Source organism: Pseudomonas sp. Wu6 (assembly GCF_019891515.1).
In the GTDB taxonomy this organism is placed as follows: domain Bacteria; phylum Pseudomonadota; class Gammaproteobacteria; order Pseudomonadales; family Pseudomonadaceae; genus Aquipseudomonas; species Aquipseudomonas orientalis_A.
Genome location: NZ_JAFLXH010000011.1, coordinates 87,659 through 107,793, shown reverse-complemented (window position 1 = coordinate 107,793; position 20,135 = coordinate 87,659). Strand labels below are relative to the sequence as shown.

Below are 20,135 nucleotides of genomic sequence, written 5' to 3'. Positions count from 1 at the left end.
CACACCGCTATCGGGGGCAAGCCCCCTCCCACATTTGAATGCGGTTTCTTCAGTTATTTAGTCATTAAGAGACGCCCGATGCTATTCAACCAAGCCTCACGCCTGGCCCAGATCACCAGCCCCCTCGGGCCGGATGTGCTGTTGCTCAATGAAATGGGCGGCGGCGAAGAGTTGGGACGGCTGTTCAACTACGAGCTGCAACTGACGTCCCTGGACGCCAACATCGACCTCAACCAGTTGCTGGGCAAGCCGATGAGTGTGGGCCTGCAACTGGCCGACGGTGGCGAACGGCACTTCCACGGCATCGTCGCGCGCTGCAGCCAGAACATCGACAAAGGCCAGTTCGCCAGCTACCAGGTGACGCTGCGCCCATGGCTGTGGCTGCTCAGCCGCACCTCCGATTGCCGGATTTTCCAGAACCTGAGCATCCCGCAGATCATCAAGCAGGTGTTCCGCGACCTGGGCTTTTCCGACTTCGAAGACGCCCTGAGCCGGCCGTACCGCGAGTGGGAATACTGCGTGCAGTACCGCGAGACCAGCCTGGATTTCGTCAGCCGCTTGATGGAACAGGAAGGCATCTACTACTTCTTCCGTCACGAGCAGGACCGTCATGTCCTGGTGCTGGCCGACGCCTATGGCGCCCACACCACGGTGCCCGGCTACGCCTCGATTCCGTATTACCCCAGGGACGAGCAGCAGCGCGAACGCGACCACATGCATAACTGGCACCTGGCGCAGGAGGTGCAGCCCGGCTCGCTGGAGCTCAACGACTATGACTTCCAGCGGCCCAGCGCGAGCATCGACGTGCGCTCGGCCATGCCGCGTCCGCACACCGCCGGCGACTATCCGCTGTACGACTATCCCGGCACCTACGTGCAGAGCGCCGACGGCGAACACTACGCGCGCACCCGCATCGAAGCCCTGCAAACCCTGCATGAACAGATCGAGTTCGCCGGCAATGCCCGTGGCCTGGGTTCGGGCCACTTGTTCAGCCTCACCGGCTTCAGCCGCCAGGACCAGAACCGCGAATACCTGATCGTCGGCTGTCGCTACGACATCGTGCAGGAAAGCCTGGAAACTGGCAGCGGTTCGGGCTCGGCGCAGTTCGAAAGCAGCCTGACCTGCATCCCCGCGCAACAGAGCTACCGCACCCTGCCCGCCACCCATCGGCCCGTGGTCAAAGGCCCGCAAACGGCGCTGGTGGTCGGCCCCAAAGGCGAGGAGATCTGGACCGACCAATACGGCCGCGTGAAGGTGCACTTCTACTGGGACCGTCACGATCAATCCAACGAAAACAGCTCATGCTGGATTCGCGTGTCGCAGTCCTGGGCCGGCAAGAACTGGGGCTCGATGCAAATTCCAAGGATCGGCCAGGAAGTGATCGTCAGCTTCCTCGAAGGCGACCCCGACCGACCGATCATCACAGGGCGGGTGTACAACGCCGAGCAGACCGTGCCTTACGACCTGCCGGAAAACGCCACCCAGAGCGGCATGAAAAGTCGATCCAGCAAAGGCGGCACGCCGGCCAACTTCAATGAAATCCGCATGGAGGACAAGAAAGGGTTGGAGCAGTTGTATATCCATGCTGAGCGGAATCAGGACATTGTCGTCGAAGTCGACGAGAGCCATTCCGTGGGGCATGACCGGAATAAGAGTATCGGCCACAACGAGACGGTAACCGTCGGCAATAACCGCCTGCGCGTCGTCAAGCAGGAAGACATCCTCTCGGTGGGCCAGAGGAAGACCGACAGCGTCAGCCAGAGCTACGTCATCGAAGTGGGCGAGAACCTGCGCCTGGTCTGCGGTGAAAGCATCCTGGAGTTGAATGCGAGCGGGCAAATCAACCTCACCGGCGTGCAAATCAGCTTCTATGCCAGCGGCGACGCCGAGTTCAACACCGGCGGCGTGCTGCACCTGAACAACGGCGGCGGCCCCGGTGCCACGCCCGATGGCCAGGGCCAGAAAAGCGCTATCGACGCCAACATTAAAGCCGCGTTCCCCGCGCCTAAAAGCTCCTGACGAGACCTGTTTGCCATGACGTACCGGATCAACGAATTTCAGTTTCAATTGCCGGCGGGCGAGCTGCAGGACGCGACGATCAATATCCTCAAGTTTCCTGAATTGGGGACTTCATTGATCGTCAGCCGCAGCCTGCTGGCCGAAGGCGAAACCCTGCACAGCAACTTCAATGACCAACTCCAGCGCCTGGAAAAACAGGTGCAGGATTTGCGCTATCAACCCGGTGTGGACGTGCGTTTGGGCACCTCCCAAGAGGTGGAAGGCATTGAGCTGCGCAGCCAGTTCAACAAGGGCAACGACAAGGTGTTCCAGTACCAGTTGGCGCTGGTGCTGCCGGGAACGCGCAAGATGCTCGCCTTGAGTTACGTGAAGGCGGACAAGCTTGGGGAGGCCGAGGCCGCGCACTGGGCATTGATCAAAAACTCACTGTCGTTCGACGCTATTTCTTGATGAGCGGCCTGTATGTCTGACGCGTTATGGGCAGCCCGGATGGGCGATGCGCTGACCCACACCTCCATGATGGCCGATATCCTCGGCGGTGTGCTGGAGGTGGCGGCCAACGTGGCGATTACTGCGCTGGCGACCGCCGCTGTCGCAGCGGCTGTGGGGGTGACGATTGCTACTGCCGGTATCGGCGGCTGCATCCTCGGCGCTGTGGTGGGCATCGTCGTCGGCATGGCCATGAGCAAGACGGGGGCCGACAAGGGCCTCAGTAAGATGTGCGAGAGTTTCGCCAATGCGCTGTTTCCGCCAGTAGTGGAAGCCACCATTGCAGTCGGTTCGACCGACACCCTCGTCAACAGCATTCCGGCTGCGCGGGCCGCGGGTGCAATTCCCTCCCATGTCGCGCCCGCCGGGACCGAGCTGGAACCCGACGAACCCGAACCTGATGTCGAAACTGCGCCAGAGCCTGGCTTCCTCGACATGGCCGAGGGATTTTTCTCTCAACTGTGGCGCCCTACCGTTGCGTCGCCAGCACCCGGTGTCGTGCCGCTGCCCACCGACCTGGTCCTATGCGCCCGCCACCCGCCAATGCCCCCGCAGCTCCTTGCCGAGGGCTCCGATAAAGTCACCATCAACGGCCAACCCGCCGTACGCAGCGGCGACCGCAGCATGTGCGATGCGACGGTGGTTTCTTCAGGCCTGATTTCATCAAACGTCACAATTGGTGGCGGTACGGTAGTGGTGCAGGAGATTCGCAGCGGGAAGACGCCCGGTGTGGGACTGGCGATTGAAGCTCTAATGATGCTCAAGGGCGCGAAGGGGAAAACGCTGAGTAATTTGCCGTGCATGTTGCTCAGTGGCGTGGGGTCTTACGCGGTGAGCCAAGCCATGGGCGCGATGGCAAACGCTGCGATGGGGTCGCCCAACCCCGTGCATGCGGCAACAGGCGCTAAAGTTCTGGGCAGCGATTTCGACTTGGACTTTTCCTTGCCTGGATTGTTACCGATTGACTGGCAGCGCTTCTACAACAGCCGCGACGTTCGCCGCGATGGGCTGTTCGGTGCAGGCTGGAGCGTGCCTTATGAAGTCGCCGTGCAGATACTGTCTCACCCGGATGGCGGGGAAGAGCTGATCTATACCGATGAGCAGGGCCGTCGTATCAACCTGGGCTCAGTGGCGCTGGGTAGTGCGATGTTCAGCCCGGGCGAAGGTTTGAGCATTCGGCGTCACCGTAACGGGCAGCTATTGATTGAAAGCGACAACGGCCTGTATCGGCTATTTGACATATCCCCCGGCGACGCTTCGTCGCTGCGCCTGAGCCAATTGGGTGACCGCAACGACAATCGAATCTATCTGGACTATGACGCAGCGGGTCAACTGATGGCGCTGCGCGACACATTTGATCTGGTCCGAGTCGAGTTGATTCGCGAGCAAGGCCGTGTGGATCGGATTGAGCGGCTGTATCCCGATCATCGTCGGGAAGTCTTGGTCAGCTATGGCTACGACGAAGCCGGCGACCTGGCAGAAGTACGTGACGCTACGGATCAGGTCCAACGGCGCTTCGCATACGACGCCGGACGTCGCATGGTGGAGCATCAACTGCCTACCGGGCTGCGCTGCTTCTATGAATGGGGCTTGATTGAAGGCGTCGAGTGGCGTGTGACAGGTCACTGGACCAATGAAGGCGATCGCTATCATTTCGACTATGACCTGAACGTAGGAACGACACGTATCACCGACGGCTTACAGCGGGTAAGCACACGCGTTTGGAATACCCAGTATCAGGTTACCCAGTACACCGATAATCTGGGGCAAGCCTGGCTCTTTGAATGGAACGACGAACGCCAACTGCTCAGCGCAACAGACCCGCAAGGCGGACGCTATGAATACTGCTATGACGAATCTGGCAATTTAATCAGCGAAATGGACCCTCTGGGTCGGCGCGACACAACCCTTTGGCTTGATCATTGGGCATTGCCGTTAGTCGAGACCGACGCCGCCGGCAACAGCTGGAAATTCCTGTATGACCCGCGAGGCAACTGTATCCGTGAGACCGACCCTCTCGGCAACATCACACGCTATCAGTACGACACTCACGGTCAGCCTATTGAAATCATCGATGCCACCGGCAAACGTAAAAAACTCCGCTGGAACCAGGCAGGGCAACTGATTGAGCACGTCGATTGCTCAGGCTCGCCCACACGGTTCATTTATGATGCACGCGGACATTTGCAGGCTATGTCTGACGCACTGGGAGAGCGAACTGAATTCAAGCACGACACACAGGGCAGACTGATTGGGGTCCAACTGCCTGACGGTCGCGAAGAACACTATCAGCGCGATGCCAGCGGACAACTGGTCGGATACACGGATCCCGCCGGCCACAGCACCTTTTACCAATACACACGACGCGGTCAGGTACGGCAACGCACTGATGCCCACGGTCGTAACGTGCAGTTTGGATACGACGCTTATGGCCGTCTTCTGTCTCTGACCAACGAGAATGGCGAAAGCTATCGATTTTCATGGGATGCAGGCGATCGCCTGACCGAGCAACAGGATCTGGATGGCAGTGCCAAACGCTATGAACACGATTGCCTGGATAATGTCATCCAGTTTGAAAGCGTTCCTTCACCTTACGGCAGCGGGATCGGGCTAGTACCGGAAATAGCTGCCAAACCCATTGTTCATCGCCTCAAACGCGATGCAATGGGGCGGTTGAGCGCCAAGACAACCGATGATGGCCACACCCAATACACGTACGACATGTTGGACCAACTGACTGGCGTCCACTTTATGGACACGAGCGGCCAGTCACAGACACTAGCATTCTCGTACGACGCTCTCGGGCAGATGCTGGAAGAACAGAACCAAGCGGGTTTGTTGCAACATCACTACGATGAATTGGGGAACCTGATCCAAAGCAAACTGCCCGACGGGCGCTGGATCAATCGTCTTTATTATGGCAGCGGCCATCTGCATCAAATTAACCTCAATGGCCAGGTCATCTGCGATTTCGAGCGCGACCGGCTGCACCGCGAAGTACTGCGCACACAGGGTCAGATCAGTACCCAGAGCAACTACGATCGCTCAGGACGCCTGCGTGCACGGCAACGCCGAAAGTCCAGCCCGGGTGCGATGGGAGCGACATCGTTACAAAAGCAGTTCGAATACGACGCGGCAGATAATCTGATCACTAAGTTAGACCGGCACCCTTCGAACCAAGCTCGCCAGTTGCTGCACTACGATGCCACCGCCCGGATTATTGCCAGCCAAGACAGCGGAATGGGGCAGAACGAAACCTTTTCCTATGACGCCGCCGCCAATTTATTGGATGGGCCTCCAGCCGGTAGCGGACGGATTGTGCATAACCGTCTGCTGACTTACCAAGACAAACGTTATCGCTATGACGGCTTTGGCCGAATGGTCGAAAAGCGAAGCGGTCATCGTGGTGTACAGCACATGCGTTATGACGCTGAGCATCGTCTGATCGAAGTACGGAACCAGAACGGCAATGTGGTCCGCATGACCTACGACCCACTGGGTCGACGCATTGAGAAAAACGAGACGAGCAGCGGCGGTTACTTACTCGGGTCAACACACTTCAGTTGGGATGGCTTACGGCTCCTGCAAGAACACCGAAACAACCAGACCAGCCTCTATCTGTATGAAGAGGACGGTTATGAGCCATTAGCCAAGGTAGACGGCATAGGCGCTCAGCAAAAAATCCGGTACTACCATAACGATTTCAATGGCCTCCCTCTTGAGCTCACTGAAGCCGACGGCCAAACACTGTGGCAGGCTTCCTATCGAGTATGGGGAAACACCATACGGGAAACCCGTGAACCGTCTTACATTGAGGAGCAAAACCTTAGATTCCAAGGCCAGTACCTGGATAGAGAAACCGGGCTTCATTTCAATACCTTCCGGTTTTATGACCCGGATATCGGCCGCTTCACGACACCGGATCCTATCGGGCTACTGGGTGGGCTCAATTTGTACGCCTACGGTCCCAACCCGATCAACTGGATAGATCCACTAGGATTGTCCTGCACAAGCAAAAAACCTACAGCAGCCAGTCTGTCGGATAAGGATTTCGTCAAAAAAATTGCCAGCAAGGCGGAAAAATGGGGCGTTAAAAACAAACATGGTGCTGCAGGTACTGGTCCGGTCCAAGGCAGTAAAAAGCACACCTACGCCGACAAATTGCTAAACCGCTATCAGCGTATGACCGGTCAAAAGACTCACTTGGCGGTGGAGAAATCCTACTTGAAAGGCGTCGAGGTCCCGAAAGGAACCGCCGGCAGCGCGCGGCCAGATGTCTACAACAAAAATACCGGGGAAGTACTGGATTACAAGTTCACGAAAAACCCGAACGGGCCGATTAGCAGTCGACAACAAACCAACAATAATAATAACCTCCCGATAAAACCACCTTCACAGACAGCGATACACCCCTGAGACACCTTATGAAAAAAATGACGACCGCTGAAAAAAAGGCAATCACCCAAGACTGGAAAGAAGTGATGGGGACTTATGAAATATATAAACCCCTTCACTTACTAAAGCGTAACGGTCCTCTGTTGACCGGCATTTACCTCAAGCCCGTTTATGGTGAGGAACACTATGTCCCGGTATTCCACACGCACTCATTGATGACGTCGTTCCCAGTGGTCTCGCTGGTCGCGCCAACATCACTATTAAACAGTAAGGGTGTTGAGGAATCGATAAGTCCTTTGCGCCACTCAAATAAGTTCGAAGCACTTGTTGAGTGTTTTCGATCGCAATGTCCTACTGCGTTCCTCGATACAATTGCATGCACTACGCTGGACTCTATTTATCAAACTACTGTAGCCGGTAGAGATAATTTTCCAGTACAGGCCATGACCGACAACATATTGTTATTGGCTTGGTGCGAGAAGAGTGCAATGGCCCACGAACGCATCGAGCATTACAAGTCAATCCTTCAAGGATGGCCGGAAGGTGTGACTCAACGCGTAGGCGGAGCAGCAGGATGGGAGCGTGAAGTCAAAACGCTGATGGCCCCGGAAAATCTTGAAAACTCCGTTGCACAAGAATTAAAGAAGTTCAAACTGAGTCATTTCCCGGATCACTCGCTTGTGTGTGATTAATCAGCGAGCCCCCACAAAAAATGGGCACCCAATCCAGTTGGCGTGCCCATTCCTCTTACCGCCCCGCCTCCTTTCGAGACGGTACCGCCATCACGGATTGACGCTGTCTTTAAGCGATTTACCCGGCTTGAACGCAACAGTATTACTGGCCTTGATCTTCACCGGCTCACCGGTCTGCGGGTTCTTGCCGGTGCGGGCGCCGCGGTGGCGTTGCAGGAAAGTGCCGAAGCCGACCAGGGTGACGCTGTCCTTGCGGTGCAGGGCGCCGGTGATTTCTTCGAGAACGGCGTTGAGGACGCGGTTGGCCTGTTCCTTGGTGAGATCGGCCTTTTCAGCGATGGCGGCGGCGAGTTCTGGTTTACGCATATGTGAAGCCTCTTTGACGGTTTTTTGTTGTTATGTCCGTGCTGCTCTCTGGTGGAGCAGCGCCAAGGCGCCGCAGGCTCTACTCTGCGGCAGACGGGAGTGAGGATGGCATGCCCTCGCACGCTCCGCCAGCCTCGCCGCGACCTTTCTATGGGTAAGAAGAGGCTGATTCCGACAGAACGACCGACATTTACGCCAGCAGCGGCGGAAGTTCCTTATTCAATGCCAGTTTTTCCATGACGGCGGTGCCGGTCAGCGCGTAGCCCAGCAGGCGACCGCTGGCGTCGCGGCACAGGGCCTTGATGTCGGCGCCCTCGCCTTCGACGCTCCATACGCCTTCGCTACCACGTGGAGGCGGTGAAACCACCAGCGGGCAGACCGGGGTCTTCACGGTGATCGGCATCGGCCCGTAGCTCACGGCGGTCGCGTTGCCGGCCAGGGTCTGGGCCAACGCGCGAGCGCAGGTCATCAGGGGCATGACGTACAGCAGGTTCAAGCCATCGACCTCGGCACAGTCGCCCAGGGCGTAGATATTGGCGTGGGAGGTTTTGAGGTGGCGGTCCACCAGGATGCCACGGTTGGTCTGCAGGCCGGCCGCCGCCGCCAGGTCTGTGCGCGGGCGCAGGCCGATGGCGGAGACCACCAGGTCGCACTGGATCACTTCGCCGTCCGACAGATGGGCTTCGAGGCCATCGGCGTTGCGTTGCAGACGATTGAGTACCGGCCCCAGGTGGAAACGCGCGCCAATGCCTTCCAGCCCGGCCTGCACCGCAGCCGCGGCCGCCGGATGCAGCAGGGTCGGCATGACTTGCTCGCACGGCGCGACCAGGTCGACTTCATAGCCGCCAAGGATCAGGTCGTTGGCAAACTCGCAGCCGATCAGGCCGGCGCCGAGCAGCAGCACGCGGCGTTTGCCGGCAGCGGCGGCGCGAAAGCGCGCATAGTCTTCAAGATCGTTGATCGGGAAAATCAGCTCGGCGGCGTCACCCTCGACCGGAACACGCACGGTCTCGGCGCCCCAGGCGAGGATCAGGTCGCGGTAGGTCACCGACTCCTCGCCGATCCACAAGCGCTTGTGGCCCGGGTCAATGCCGCTGATACGGGTGTGGGTGCGTACCTGGGCCTTGAGTTGCTCGGCCATGGCGCCAGGTTCGGCCATGCTCAGGCCATCGGCTTCCTTGTTCTTGCCAAAACCGGTGGAGAGCATGGGCTTGGAGTAGGAGCGCCCGTCATCCGCGGTGATCAGCAGCAATGGGGTGTCGCTGTCGAGCTTGCGAAACTCCCGGGCCACGTTGTAACCGGCCAATCCTGTGCCGATGATCACGACAGGTGAGTTCATTCCTTTCTCCTTGTAGTAAGTTTCGTAAACTTCAAATTAGCCGATTTCGATCATTTCGAAATCCATTTTGCCTACGCCGCAGTCCGGGCACAGCCAGTCTTCCGGGACGTCCTGCCACAGGGTGCCCGGAGCGATTCCGTCATCCGGCCAGCCATCTTTTTCGTCATAGATCAGGCCACAGACGATACATTGCCACTTTTTCATTACGTACTTCCTCAGGGTCCAGGCATCTTGGCCGACGGTCGATAGACCAGCGCTGCCGCTCGGCTCAGGGCGTTTGTACTGATCGCAGCCGGCAGATGCAAGTAGGATTGGCTTAAACGGCGGGTTCAGCCCGGCAAAAGTTCAGGACGCCATGGTAAGCTCGCCGCCTCTTTTGCTGCCAATATTGACTTGCCGTGCCGCACTCAATCGCCCCTTCCGATGCTTGCCGATGGCTGCCCCAGAGCCTTCTGAGCCCGATGCCTGCGCCCTTGACCCTCGATTGGCTGTTCGATGAAGGCTCGCTGACGCGGCGGCTGACTGGGCTGTCCGCCGGCAATTTCAGCGTGACGCCGCTGCTCGAGGGCTGGCAACCGTTGCGCGACGATGAATGCGCGGCGCTGGCCCTGCCGCCTGCCACGGTCGGCTGGGTACGCGAGGTGTATTTGCGCGGGCATGGCCAACCCTGGGTGTTTGCCCGCAGTGTCGCGTCACGCGGCGCCTTGCAGGGCGACGGCTTGCATATGGATGAGCTGGGCAGTCGGTCGCTGGGCGAGTTGTTGTTCTGCGACCGCGCCTTTACCCGTCAGCCGATCGAGGTGTGCCATTACCCGGCACATTGGCTACCCGCTGCGGATCAGGCCGACGGGCTGTGGGCGCGCCGCTCGCGCTTCGATCGCGGGGCGCTGAGCGTGCTGGTGGCGGAAGTCTTCCTGCCGAGTGTGTGGCAGGTGCTGCATGACCATCCGGAGAACCGCTGATGTACCAACGTGTGCTCAAATCCTTGAATCGCCTGAACCCCAGGGCCTGGGATTTCATTCAACTGACGCGCATGGACAAGCCCATCGGTATCTACCTGCTGCTGTGGCCGACGCTATGGGCGCTGTGGATCGCCGGCAAGGGCTCGCCGTCGCTGCTCAATATCGTGATTTTCGTGCTGGGAGTGGTACTGACCCGTGCCGGTGGCTGCGTGATCAACGACTGGGCCGACCGCAAGGTCGACGGGCATGTGAAGCGCACCGAGCAACGTCCGCTGGTCAGCGGCAAGATCAGTTCGAAAGAGGCGCTGGTGTTTTTTGCGCTGCTGATGGGCATCAGTTTCCTGCTGGTGCTGCTGACCAACGCCAGCACTATCCTGCTGTCCCTTGGCGGGCTGGCGCTGGCGGCAAGCTATCCGTTCATGAAGCGTTACACCTATTACCCGCAGGTGGTGCTGGGCGCGGCGTTCTCCTGGGGCATGCCGATGGCGTTCACGGCCGAAACCGGGCATCTGCCGGCCGAGGCGTGGCTGCTGTACATCGCCAACCTGTTGTGGACGGTGGGTTACGACACCTATTACGCGATGACCGACCGCGACGACGACTTGAGGATCGGCGTGAAATCCACCGCGATCCTGTTCGGTGATGCTGACCGTGTGATCATTCTCACCCTGCAGGGCCTGGCGCTGGTGTGCCTGTTGCTCGCCGGGGCTCGGTTCGAGCTGGGCGGCTGGTTTCACTTGGGGCTGCTGGCGGCGGCAGGCTGTTTTGCCTGGGAGTTCTGGTACACCCGGGACCGGGACCGCATGAAGTGCTTCAAGGCGTTTTTGCACAACCACTGGGCCGGGTTGGCGATTTTTGTGGGGATTGTGGCTGACTACGGGTTGCGATGAGAGGTTTGCGGTAACTGTTCCGACGCCATCGGGGGCAAGCCCCCTCCCACATTTGCAGGTGTTCACCCATCAACTGTGGGAGGGGGCTTGCCCCCGATGATTTCAGCAGCGCCGCGCAGTCAAGGCTTGATGATATGCCAAGCCCCACCCTTGCCATCCCCGGTCTTGTCACCGGCTTTCTTGTCATCCTTGTAGGTGTAGACCGGCTTGCCTTTGTAGGCCCATTGACTGGTCTGATCGTCGCGAGTAATCACTGTCCAGTCGCCAGCCTTGGTATCCGTAGACTCCGCCTTCAGCGGCGGCCAGTTGGTCGCGCACTGGTCCTTGCACGCAGACTTGCCGTCGGCGTCCTTGTCGAAGGTGTAGAGCGTCAGGCCTTTGTGATCCACCAGCATCCCGTCTTTCGTCATCGCAGGTTCTGCGGCAAAAGCCAGGCCCGGCAGCGTCAACGCGGCCGTTACCAGCAGGGCTTTCCAGGAAATCGTGCTGTAAGTCATCGGAACCTTCCTTTTGTGGTTGTCAGGATTCGGACCCAAAGGGTAGTCCAGAGTGCCGTGAATTGCCCAAGGGACTAAATTACTGTCACACGACTGCAATAATTCCGTTATCTAATGCGGCGCAAGACAGTTAAATGACAAAGAGGATTTTTGAGCATGGTTGGCAGGAGCATTCTGATTGTTGACGACGAAGCGCCCATTCGCGAGATGATCGCCGTTGCGTTGGAAATGGCCGGCTACGACTGCCTGGAGGCGGAGAACTCCCAGCAGGCCCATGCCATTATCGTCGACCGCAAGCCGGATCTGATCCTGCTCGACTGGATGCTGCCCGGCACTTCCGGTATCGAGCTGGCCCGGCGCCTCAAGCGTGACGAGCTGACCGGGGATATCCCGATCATCATGCTCACCGCCAAGGGCGAAGAGGACAACAAGATCCAGGGCCTGGAAGTCGGCGCCGATGACTACATCACCAAGCCTTTCTCCCCGCGAGAGCTGGTAGCGCGCCTCAAGGCCGTGCTGCGCCGAGCCGGCCCGACCGACGGCGAAGCCCCCATCGAAGTCGACGGCCTGATCCTGGACCCGATCAGCCACCGCGTGACCATCGACGGCAAGCCGGCTGAGATGGGCCCGACCGAATACCGTCTGTTGCAGTTTTTCATGACCCACCAGGAACGCGCCTACACCCGCGGCCAACTGCTGGACCAGGTGTGGGGCGGCAATGTGTACGTGGAGGAGCGCACCGTGGACGTGCATATCCGCCGTCTGCGCAAAGCCTTGGGCGATGCCTATGAGAATCTGGTACAAACCGTGCGCGGCACGGGCTACCGGTTTTCTACCAAGGGCTGAGCCAGCTGGTTGTAGACTCAAGAGCCTGACTTAACAGCTGACAAGGACGCATGTTCAAGTGAACCAAAACTGGCATGGCACCCTGATTCGCCACATGCTCCTGCTCGTCACCGGTTGCCTGCTGGTCGGGTTGATCAGTGGTTATTACGGCTGGAGCCTGGCCATCGGCATCGCGCTGTACCTGGGCTGGACCCTCAAGCAACTGCTGCGCCTGCATGAATGGCTGCGCCAGCACAAACCCGACGAAGCACCGCCCGACGGCTACGGCCTGTGGGGCGAAGTGTTCGACAGCATTTACCACTTGCAGCGCCGCGACCAACGGGTGCGCGGGCGCCTGCAGGCGGTGATCGACCGGGTACAGGAGTCCACCGCCGCGCTCAAGGACGCGGTGATCATGCTCGACAGCGACGGCAACCTGGAATGGTGGAACCGCGCCGCCGAGACCCTGCTGGGCCTCAAGACGCCCCAGGACAGCGGCCAGCCGGTGACCAACCTGGTGCGCCACCCGCGCTTCAAGGAATACTTCGAGCAGGAAAACTACGAAGAGGCCCTGGAAATCCCCTCGCCCACCAACGATCGCGTGCGCATCCAGCTGTACCTGACGCGCTACGGCAACAATGAGCACTTGATGCTGGTGCGCGACGTGACCCGCATCCATCAGCTGGAACAGATGCGCAAGGACTTCGTCGCCAACGTCTCCCACGAGCTGCGCACGCCGTTGACGGTGATCTGCGGCTACCTGGAGACGCTGCTGGACAATGTCGACGAGATCAACCCGCGCTGGAGCCGCGCCCTGCAGCAGATGCAGCAGCAAGGCTCGCGCATGCAAACCCTGCTCAATGACTTGCTGCTGCTGGCCAAGCTTGAGGCCACCGACTACCCCTCCGATAACCACCCGGTGGCGGTGCAAAGCCTGTTGAAAACCATCAAGAACGACGCCCAGGCGCTCTCCGGCGAACGCGGCCAGCAGATCACGCTGGACGCCGACCCGACGGTGCTGCTCAAGGGCAGCGAAGGCGAGCTGCGCAGTGCGTTTTCCAATTTGGTGTTCAACGCGGTGAAGTACACCCAGGACAAGGGCAACATCCGCATCCGCTGGTGGGCCGACGAACAGGGGGCACACCTGAGCGTGCAGGACTCCGGCATCGGTATCGACGCCAAGCATCTGCCACGCCTGACCGAACGCTTCTACCGCGTCGATTCCAGCCGCAACTCCAATACCGGCGGCACAGGGCTGGGCCTGGCGATCGTCAAGCATGTGCTGCTGCGCCATCGGGCACGCCTGGAGATCAGCAGCGTGCTGGGGCATGGCAGTACCTTTACCTGCCACTTTCCGCCGGCGCAGGTGACGCGCTCGCAGCTCGTCGGGAATGACGAATAACTCAGCCATGGCACTAATTTGAATGTGGGAGGGAGCTTGCTCCCGATAGCGGTGTATCAGTAGCAGATGTGTTGACTGACACCCGGCTATCGGGGGCAAGCCCCCTCCCACATTTGGACCTGCAGTGTCTTGGAGGGCGTATTCCAGGCCCCGCCCGGCAGCAGCCACTAGGCAAGCGCCCCGTCAGCCGCTACATTGGCCGACTTGCGCCTGCCTTTCAGGCCCGCTTTCCCCCTATTGAACATACGGAACCTGCAAAACCCCATCATGGACCCTTCCCCTGGTATTACCCTCGCGACACTTTTCGCCGATTTCGGCATGATTCTTTTTGCACTGGTCCTGGTACTGCTCAACGGCTTCTTCGTTGCGGCGGAATTTGCCATGGTCAAACTGCGCTCGACCCGGGTCGAGGCCATTGCCCACACCAACGGCTGGCGCGGGCAGATCCTGCGCACCGTGCACAGCCAGCTCGACGCCTACCTGTCGGCCTGCCAGCTGGGTATCACCCTCGCCTCCCTGGGCCTGGGCTGGGTCGGTGAGCCGGCGTTTGCGCACATCCTCGAGCCGTTGCTGGGCGCGGTAGGCGTCGAGTCGCCGGAGGTGATCAAGGGCGTGTCGTTCTTTGCCGCCTTCTTCGTGATTTCCTACCTGCACATTGTGGTCGGCGAGCTGGCCCCCAAATCCTGGGCCATCCGCAAACCCGAATTGCTGTCGCTGTGGACCGCCGTGCCGCTGTACCTGTTCTACTGGGCGATGTACCCGGCGATCTACCTGCTCAACGCCAGCGCCAACGCGATCCTGCGCATCGCCGGCCAAGGCGAGCCCGGCCCGCATCACGAACACCATTACAGCCGCGAAGAGCTCAAGCTGATCCTGCACTCCAGCCGTGGCCAGGACCCGAGCGACCAAGGCATGCGCGTACTCGCCTCCGCCGTGGAAATGGGCGAACTGGAAGTGGTGGACTGGGCCAACTCCCGGGAAGACCTGGTCACCCTGGATTTCAACGCCCCACTCAAGGAAATCCTGGCGCTGTTCCGTCGCCACAAATTCAGCCGTTACCCGGTGTATGACGCCGTGCGCAACGAGTTCGTGGGCCTGTTGCATATCAAGGACCTGCTGCTGGAACTGGCGGCCCTGGACCATATCCCCGAGTCGTTCAATCTGGCCGAACTGACCCGCCCGCTGGAGCGCGTGTCACGGCACATGCCGTTGTCGCAGTTGCTCGAGCAGTTCCGCAAAGGCGGCGCGCACTTCGCCCTGGTGGAGGAAGCCGATGGCAAGATCATTGGCTACCTGACCATGGAAGACGTGCTGGAAGTGCTGGTCGGCGATATCCAGGATGAACACCGCAAGGCCGAACGCGGCATCCTCGCCTACCAGCCGGGCAAGCTGCTGGTGCGTGGCGACACGCCGCTGTTCAAGGTCGAACGCCTGCTCGGCATCGACCTGGACCACATCGAGGCCGAAACCCTGGCGGGCCTGATCTACGACACCTTGAAACGGGTGCCGGAAGAGGAAGAAGTGCTGGAGGTTGAAGGCTTGCGGATCATCATCAAGAAGATGAAAGGGCCGAAGATCGTGCTGGCCAAGGTGCTGATGCTGGATTGACTACCAATGTGGGAGGGGGCAAGCCCCCTCCCACATTGGTCAGGCGGTGCTCTGTAGATCACGCACCCGGCACAAAGTGCTTCTGCGCGGTGCCACGGGCGATCAGGCGGGAGATGTAGTCCAGCTTCTGCGCATCCTGGTCGATAAACCGGAAGGTCAGTTGCAGCCAGTCGCTGTCGGGCCTGGGCTCGTAGGCAACGATGGCGTGCAGGTAGCCATTGAGGCGTGCCACTTCAGCGTTCTCGCCCTGTTCGAGGTCGAGCACGGCGCTTTCCAGGACCTGGGGCAGGACCTCACCGCGACGCACCACCAACAACGCCTCCTTGATGCTCAGCGCCTTGATCACGCATTGCTGGGTGCCGCTGGACAGGCGCAACTGGCCCTGGCCACGGCCGCTGGCGGGCGATGCGGCCGGGACAGCGGCAACAGGCGCGCTGTTGAGCAGGCCTTTATTCGGGGCAGCCGCCACCGGCGCCGACTTGACCGCTTCGGGCTTGCCACCGGTCAGTGCGCTCAGGGAGTCGTTGCCGAACGCCGAGCTCATCTTGGTCGGCGCGCTGGCGATCAACGCGTCGAGGCGGCCGATCTTGTGCAGGGCCTGCTTGACCTTGTTCAGCAACTGTTCGTTGGTGAATGGCTTGCTGACGTAACCGGACACGCCGGCCTGGATGGCCTGCACCACGTTTTCCTTGTCACCCCGGCTGGTCACCATCACGAACGGCATGGCCTTCAGGTGGGCTTGCTCGCGGCACCAGGTCAACAGCTCAAGCCCGGACATCTCCGGCATTTCCCAGTCGCACAGCACCAGGTCGAAGGTCTCGCGCATCAGAATGGATTGCGCCTTCTTGCCGTTCACCGCATCTTCGATCTTGATCCCCGGGAAGTAGTTGCGCAGGCACTTCTTCACCAGGTCGCGAATAAACGAGGCGTCATCCACCACCAACACACTGACTTTACTCATCGACCCTTCATCCTATAAAACCTTGGCTGGCAGCACGCCCATGATGGCATTTTGCCAAAACTCTGCAGTCACGTTAGGACTTATTACGCCCCGTCCGCAATCAATTCCGCTCGCCACAAACGAAAACGCCCGACCAATGGCCGGGCGTTAATTTCTCGGGCAACCTTACTTATCGTCAGATTCGCCCGGAACATTAGGGATAAGATCAGCGCTGCCTTCAACTTCGGCTTTCATGCGCTTGAGGCCCATGTGCCGAACGTCGGTGCCGCGTACCAGGTAAATCACCAATTCCGAGATATTGCGCGCGTGGTCGCCGATGCGCTCCAGCGAGCGCAGCACCCAGATGATGCTCAAGACGCGCGAGATAGAGCGCGGGTCTTCCATCATGTAGGTGGCCAGCTCACGCAAGGCGGTCTTGTATTCGCGATCGATGACCTTGTCGTACTGGGCCACAGACAGCGCCAGGTCCGCATCGAACCGCGCAAACGCGTCGAGGGCATCGCGCACCATGTTGCGCACCTGGTCGCCGATGTGGCGCACTTCCACGTAACCACGCGGCGCTTCGCCTTCTTCGCACAGCTGGATGGCGCGGCGGGCGATCTTGGTGGCTTCGTCGCCGATACGCTCGAGGTCGATCACCGACTTGGAGATGCTGATGATCAAACGCAGGTCGGAAGCCGCGGGCTGGCGGCGGGCCAGGATGCGCAGGCATTCTTCGTCGATGTTGCGTTCCATCTGATTGATCTGGTCATCGATCTCACGCACCTGCTGGGCCAGGCCCGAGTCGGCCTCGATCAGCGCGGTGACCGCATCGTTGACTTGCTTCTCCACCAGGCCGCCCATCGCCAGGAGGTGGCTGCGCACTTCCTCGAGCTCGGCGTTGAACTGCGCGGAGATGTGGTGGGTAAGGCCTTCTTTGCTAATCATGTTGGCGTCCTTGGAGCGTCCGGTAAGGTGCGGAGAACCGCAGCGTCAGTGCAATCAGAACCACGGCTTCCTAGCCGTAGCGACCGGTGATGTAATCTTCGGTCTGCTTTTTCGCCGGATTGGTGAACAGGGTATCGGTATCGCCGAACTCCACCAGCTTGCCCATGTACATGAACGCGGTGTAGTCGGACACCCGCGCGGCCTGCTGCATGTTGTGGGTCACGATGACGATGGTGAACTTGGACTTGAGTTCGTAGATCAGCTCTTCGACCTTGAGCGTGGAGATCGGGTCGAGGGCCGAGCACGGTTCGTCGAGCAGCAGCACTTCAGGCTCCACGGCGATGGTACGCGCGATGACCAGACGTTGTTGCTGACCACCGGACAAACCAAGGGCCGACTCGTGCAGGCGATCCTTGACCTCGTCCCACAGCGCTGCGCCCTTGAGCGCCCACTCGACCGCTTCGTCGAGGATGCGTTTTTTGTTGATGCCCTGGATGCGCAGGCCGTAGACCACGTTTTCATAGATGGTCTTGGGGAACGGGTTGGGCTTCTGGAACACCATGCCCACGCGGCGACGCAACTCGGCCACGTCTTCGCCCTTGCGGTAGATGTTGGTGCCGTAGAGGTTGATGGCACCTTCCACGCGGCAACCGTCCACCAGGTCGTTCATGCGGTTGAACGTGCGCAGCAACGTGGACTTGCCGCAGCCGGACGGGCCGATGAAGGCGGTCACGCGCTGCTTGGGGATGTTCATGCTGACGTCGAACAGCGCCTGCTTGTCGCCGTAGTAGAGACTCAGGCCCGGCACTTCGATGGCCACGGTTTCCTGGGCCAGGCTCAGGCTTTGCTTGTCGCGTCCCAGGGCCGACATGTTGATGCCGTGGGAATGGGTTTCGTGTTGCATGGGATGCTCCCTGTGCTACCAATTCATTTCAGTGAGCCGCGGCGAAAGGCCTGCGGTTACATCATTCTTCTGTAGGAGCGAGCTTGCTCGCGAAGCTCGTTAACGATAACGCGGGGCGCCTGAATGAACGCGGTGCCCTTGCGTTTCTCGCGAGCAAGCTCGCTCCTACTGGGTTATCAGCTGTCCAGCGCTTTGTATTTCTCGCGCAGGTGGTTACGAATCCACACCGCCGACAGGTTGAGCGTGGCGATTACCATCACCAGCAGCAGGGCGGTGGCGTAGACCAGCGGTCGCGCCGCTTCGACGTTGGGGCTCTGGAAGCCGACGTCATAGATATGGAAGCCCAGGTGCATGATCTTCTGGTCTAGGTGAAGGTACGGGTAGTTGCCGTCCAGCGGCAGCGACGGGGCCAGCTTCACCACGCCGACCAGCATCAACGGCGCCACTTCACCGGCGGCACGGGCCACGGCGAGGATCATGCCGGTCATCATCGCCGGGCTGGCCATCGGCAGCACGATCTTCCACAGCGTTTCCGCCTTGGTCGCGCCGAGCGCCAGGGACCCTTCGCGCACGGTGCGAGGAATCCGCGCCAGGCCTTCTTCGGTGGCCACGATCACCACCGGCACCGCCAGCAATGCCAGGGTCAGCGAGGCCCAGAGCAGCCCCGGCGTGCCGAAGGTCGGCGCCGGCAGGGCTTCGGCGAAGAACAGCCGGTCCACCGAGCCACCCAGTACGTACACGAAAAAGCCCAGGCCAAACACGCCGTAGACGATGGCCGGCACGCCCGCCAGGTTGTTGACCGCGATGCGGATGATCCGCGTCAGGGTGTTCTGCTTGGCGTACTCACGCAAGTACACCGCCGCCAGCACGCCGAACGGCGTGACGATCATCGCCATGATCAGGGTCATCATCACGGTGCCGAAGATAGCCGGGAAGATCCCGCCTTCGGTGTTGGCTTCCCGTGGGTCGTCGCTCAAGAACTCCCAGACCTTGCTGAAGTAGAAGCCGATCTTGGTCAGGGTGCCCATGGCGTTCGGCTGGTAGGCGTGCACCACCTTGCCGATACCTATTTCGATTTCCTTGCCGTTGCCGTCCCGGGCCGTCAGCGCGTCGCGGTTGAATTGGGCGTGCAGGTCGGCCAGGCGCGCTTCGATGTCCTGGTAGCGGGCATTCAGTTCGGCGCGGTCGGCGTCCATGTCAGCCTGGGCGGCGGCGTCAAGCTTGCCTTCCAGCTCCAGCTTGCGACCGTGCAGGCGAACGCGCTCCAGCCCGGCGTTGATCGCGCCGATATCGGTTTTTTCCAGGCTCTTGAGCTGGGCGGCGAGCTTGTTGACGCGCTCCACACGGGCTTGCAACTCCGGCCACGCGGCCTCGCCTTCGGCGATGATCTTGCCATCCTGCTTGACGTTGACCAGGGTGCCGTAGAAGTTGCCCCATTCACGCCGCTCGATGGTCATCAACTGCACCGGCCTGGTCTGGTCCTTCAACCATTCGCCGACGATCCAGGTGAAGTCATTGCCGTTCAAGTCGCGGTTGCCGACCTTGATCAGCTCGCGGGTCATGAACTCCGGGCCCTCGTCGGGCACCGGCAGGCCGGCGCTTTTCAGGCGCTCGCGCGGCACTTCTTCCTTCTGCACCACTTCGCCGATGACGATATGGTTGGCCTGGCCCGGTACGCTGTAGTTGGCCTGGATCAGGTCGGCCGGCCAGAAATGGCCCAGACCGCGCACCGCAATCACCGCCAGCAAACCAATGGTCATGATGACCGCGATGGACACTGCGCCACCGCTGATCCAGACGCCGGGGGCGCCGCTCTTGAACCATCCATTCAGGGAGTTCTGTTTCACAGACTTCTACCT

At 60.1% G+C, this 20,135-nt stretch carries 17 protein-coding genes; 9 read left to right on the top strand and 8 right to left on the bottom strand.

What is annotated here, in order from left to right; translation table 11 throughout:
• Positions 1-78 precede the first annotated feature (78 nt).
• Genes J1G34_RS10365 through J1G34_RS10350 form a run of 4 tightly spaced genes read left to right on the top strand, consistent with a single transcriptional unit; the run spans position 79 to position 7,595 of the window.
• Positions 79-2,019 carry a type VI secretion system Vgr family protein gene (locus J1G34_RS10365; RefSeq protein WP_065892306.1) on the top strand — a complete coding sequence of 647 codons (1,941 nt, stop codon included), beginning with the start codon at positions 79-81 and terminating at the stop codon, positions 2,017-2,019.
• Between the two features lie 15 nt (positions 2,020-2,034).
• Positions 2,035-2,469 (top strand): DcrB-related protein, encoded by a 435-nt coding sequence (locus J1G34_RS10360; protein WP_222993974.1) that lies wholly within the window; start codon positions 2,035-2,037, stop codon positions 2,467-2,469.
• A gap of 12 nt (positions 2,470-2,481) precedes the next feature.
• Positions 2,482-6,924, top strand: a complete 4,443-nt coding sequence (locus tag J1G34_RS10355) for an RHS repeat-associated core domain-containing protein (protein ID WP_222993972.1) — start codon at positions 2,482-2,484, stop codon at positions 6,922-6,924.
• Positions 6,925-6,932: 8 nt separating this feature from the next.
• Positions 6,933-7,595: a hypothetical protein gene (locus J1G34_RS10350; RefSeq protein ID WP_065897684.1), complete on the top strand. Its 663-nt coding sequence runs from the start codon at positions 6,933-6,935 to the stop codon at positions 7,593-7,595.
• Positions 7,596-7,685: 90 nt separating this feature from the next.
• Here the strand turns inward: J1G34_RS10350 and J1G34_RS10345 are convergent, their stop codons facing one another.
• The 3 genes from J1G34_RS10345 to J1G34_RS10335 form a co-directional block, all read right to left on the bottom strand.
• Positions 7,686-7,961: an HU family DNA-binding protein gene (locus J1G34_RS10345; RefSeq protein ID WP_003213368.1), complete on the bottom strand. Its 276-nt coding sequence runs from the start codon at positions 7,959-7,961 to the stop codon at positions 7,686-7,688.
• Positions 7,962-8,151: 190 nt separating this feature from the next.
• Positions 8,152-9,300 (bottom strand): NAD(P)/FAD-dependent oxidoreductase, encoded by a 1,149-nt coding sequence (locus J1G34_RS10340; protein ID WP_222993970.1) that lies wholly within the window; start codon positions 9,298-9,300, stop codon positions 8,152-8,154.
• A gap of 36 nt (positions 9,301-9,336) precedes the next feature.
• The gene (locus tag J1G34_RS10335) at positions 9,337-9,504 is read right to left on the bottom strand and encodes a rubredoxin (protein WP_017476746.1); all 168 of its coding nucleotides are present in this window, start codon (positions 9,502-9,504) and stop codon (positions 9,337-9,339) included.
• A gap of 194 nt (positions 9,505-9,698) precedes the next feature.
• Here J1G34_RS10335 and J1G34_RS10330 point away from each other — a divergent pair, with 194 nt between their 5' ends.
• Both J1G34_RS10330 and ubiA read left to right on the top strand, forming a co-directional pair.
• Positions 9,699-10,262 carry a chorismate--pyruvate lyase family protein gene (locus tag J1G34_RS10330; RefSeq protein ID WP_065892302.1) on the top strand — a complete coding sequence of 188 codons (564 nt, stop codon included), beginning with the start codon at positions 9,699-9,701 and terminating at the stop codon, positions 10,260-10,262.
• The gene (gene ubiA, locus J1G34_RS10325) at positions 10,262-11,152 is read left to right on the top strand and encodes a 4-hydroxybenzoate octaprenyltransferase (protein WP_222993968.1); all 891 of its coding nucleotides are present in this window, start codon (positions 10,262-10,264) and stop codon (positions 11,150-11,152) included. Before J1G34_RS10330 ends, ubiA begins: the two co-directional genes overlap by 1 nt.
• A gap of 119 nt (positions 11,153-11,271) precedes the next feature.
• On the opposite strand, the gene J1G34_RS10320 is transcribed toward ubiA, so the two are convergent.
• Positions 11,272-11,649 (bottom strand): COG4315 family predicted lipoprotein, encoded by a 378-nt coding sequence (locus J1G34_RS10320; RefSeq protein ID WP_065883778.1) that lies wholly within the window; start codon positions 11,647-11,649, stop codon positions 11,272-11,274.
• A 156-nt stretch (positions 11,650-11,805) separates the two neighbouring features.
• On the opposite strand from J1G34_RS10320, the gene phoB reads away from it, so the two are divergent.
• From phoB to J1G34_RS10305, 3 genes are all read left to right on the top strand, one after another.
• Positions 11,806-12,495 (top strand): phosphate regulon transcriptional regulator PhoB, encoded by a 690-nt coding sequence (gene phoB / locus J1G34_RS10315; protein WP_003195617.1) that lies wholly within the window; start codon positions 11,806-11,808, stop codon positions 12,493-12,495.
• Between the two features lie 94 nt (positions 12,496-12,589).
• Positions 12,590-13,876, top strand: coding sequence for a phosphate regulon sensor histidine kinase PhoR (gene phoR / locus J1G34_RS10310; protein ID WP_240996987.1), 1,287 nt, complete (start codon positions 12,590-12,592; stop codon positions 13,874-13,876).
• 267 nt (positions 13,877-14,143) lie between these two features.
• On the top strand, positions 14,144-15,484 hold the full coding sequence (locus tag J1G34_RS10305; RefSeq protein WP_065893029.1) for a hemolysin family protein: 1,341 nt from the start codon (positions 14,144-14,146) through the stop codon (positions 15,482-15,484).
• 58 nt (positions 15,485-15,542) lie between these two features.
• Here J1G34_RS10305 and J1G34_RS10300 read toward each other — a convergent pair whose 3' ends face one another.
• From J1G34_RS10300 to pstA, 4 genes are all read right to left on the bottom strand, one after another.
• A complete protein-coding gene (locus J1G34_RS10300) occupies positions 15,543-16,445 on the bottom strand; it encodes a response regulator (protein WP_065893028.1) in 903 nt (300 codons plus the stop codon).
• Positions 16,446-16,610: 165 nt separating this feature from the next.
• Positions 16,611-17,372, bottom strand: coding sequence for a phosphate signaling complex protein PhoU (gene phoU, locus J1G34_RS10295; protein WP_057726096.1), 762 nt, complete (start codon positions 17,370-17,372; stop codon positions 16,611-16,613).
• A 70-nt stretch (positions 17,373-17,442) separates the two neighbouring features.
• Positions 17,443-18,276, bottom strand: coding sequence for a phosphate ABC transporter ATP-binding protein PstB (gene pstB / locus J1G34_RS10290; protein ID WP_065883786.1), 834 nt, complete (start codon positions 18,274-18,276; stop codon positions 17,443-17,445).
• Between the two features lie 176 nt (positions 18,277-18,452).
• A complete protein-coding gene (pstA, locus tag J1G34_RS10285; RefSeq protein ID WP_065893027.1) occupies positions 18,453-20,123 on the bottom strand; it encodes a phosphate ABC transporter permease PstA in 1,671 nt (556 codons plus the stop codon).
• Between the last annotated feature and the right edge of the window lie 12 nt (positions 20,124-20,135).

Excerpts from the sequence above, each read along its gene's own strand:
- J1G34_RS10355 (WP_222993972.1), top strand. The coding sequence starts at position 2,482 with ATGTCTGACGCGTTATGGGCAGCCCGGATGGGCGATGCGCTGACCCAC.
- ubiA (WP_222993968.1), top strand. The coding sequence starts at position 10,262 with ATGTACCAACGTGTGCTCAAATCCTTGAATCGCCTGAACCCCAGGGCC.
- J1G34_RS10335 (WP_017476746.1), bottom strand. The coding sequence starts at position 9,504 with ATGAAAAAGTGGCAATGTATCGTCTGTGGCCTGATCTATGACGAAAAA.
- J1G34_RS10320 (WP_065883778.1), bottom strand. The coding sequence starts at position 11,649 with ATGACTTACAGCACGATTTCCTGGAAAGCCCTGCTGGTAACGGCCGCG.
- phoU (WP_057726096.1), bottom strand. The coding sequence starts at position 17,372 with ATGATTAGCAAAGAAGGCCTTACCCACCACATCTCCGCGCAGTTCAAC.
- J1G34_RS10340 (WP_222993970.1), bottom strand. The coding sequence starts at position 9,300 with ATGAACTCACCTGTCGTGATCATCGGCACAGGATTGGCCGGTTACAAC.
- J1G34_RS10305 (WP_065893029.1), top strand. The coding sequence starts at position 14,144 with ATGGACCCTTCCCCTGGTATTACCCTCGCGACACTTTTCGCCGATTTC.
- J1G34_RS10360 (WP_222993974.1), top strand. The coding sequence starts at position 2,035 with ATGACGTACCGGATCAACGAATTTCAGTTTCAATTGCCGGCGGGCGAG.
- J1G34_RS10300 (WP_065893028.1), bottom strand. The coding sequence starts at position 16,445 with ATGAGTAAAGTCAGTGTGTTGGTGGTGGATGACGCCTCGTTTATTCGC.
- pstB (WP_065883786.1), bottom strand. The coding sequence starts at position 18,276 with ATGCAACACGAAACCCATTCCCACGGCATCAACATGTCGGCCCTGGGA.
- phoB (WP_003195617.1), top strand. The coding sequence starts at position 11,806 with ATGGTTGGCAGGAGCATTCTGATTGTTGACGACGAAGCGCCCATTCGC.
- phoR (WP_240996987.1), top strand. The coding sequence starts at position 12,590 with ATGCTCCTGCTCGTCACCGGTTGCCTGCTGGTCGGGTTGATCAGTGGT.
- J1G34_RS10365 (WP_065892306.1), top strand. The coding sequence starts at position 79 with ATGCTATTCAACCAAGCCTCACGCCTGGCCCAGATCACCAGCCCCCTC.
- J1G34_RS10345 (WP_003213368.1), bottom strand. The coding sequence starts at position 7,961 with ATGCGTAAACCAGAACTCGCCGCCGCCATCGCTGAAAAGGCCGATCTC.
- J1G34_RS10350 (WP_065897684.1), top strand. The coding sequence starts at position 6,933 with ATGAAAAAAATGACGACCGCTGAAAAAAAGGCAATCACCCAAGACTGG.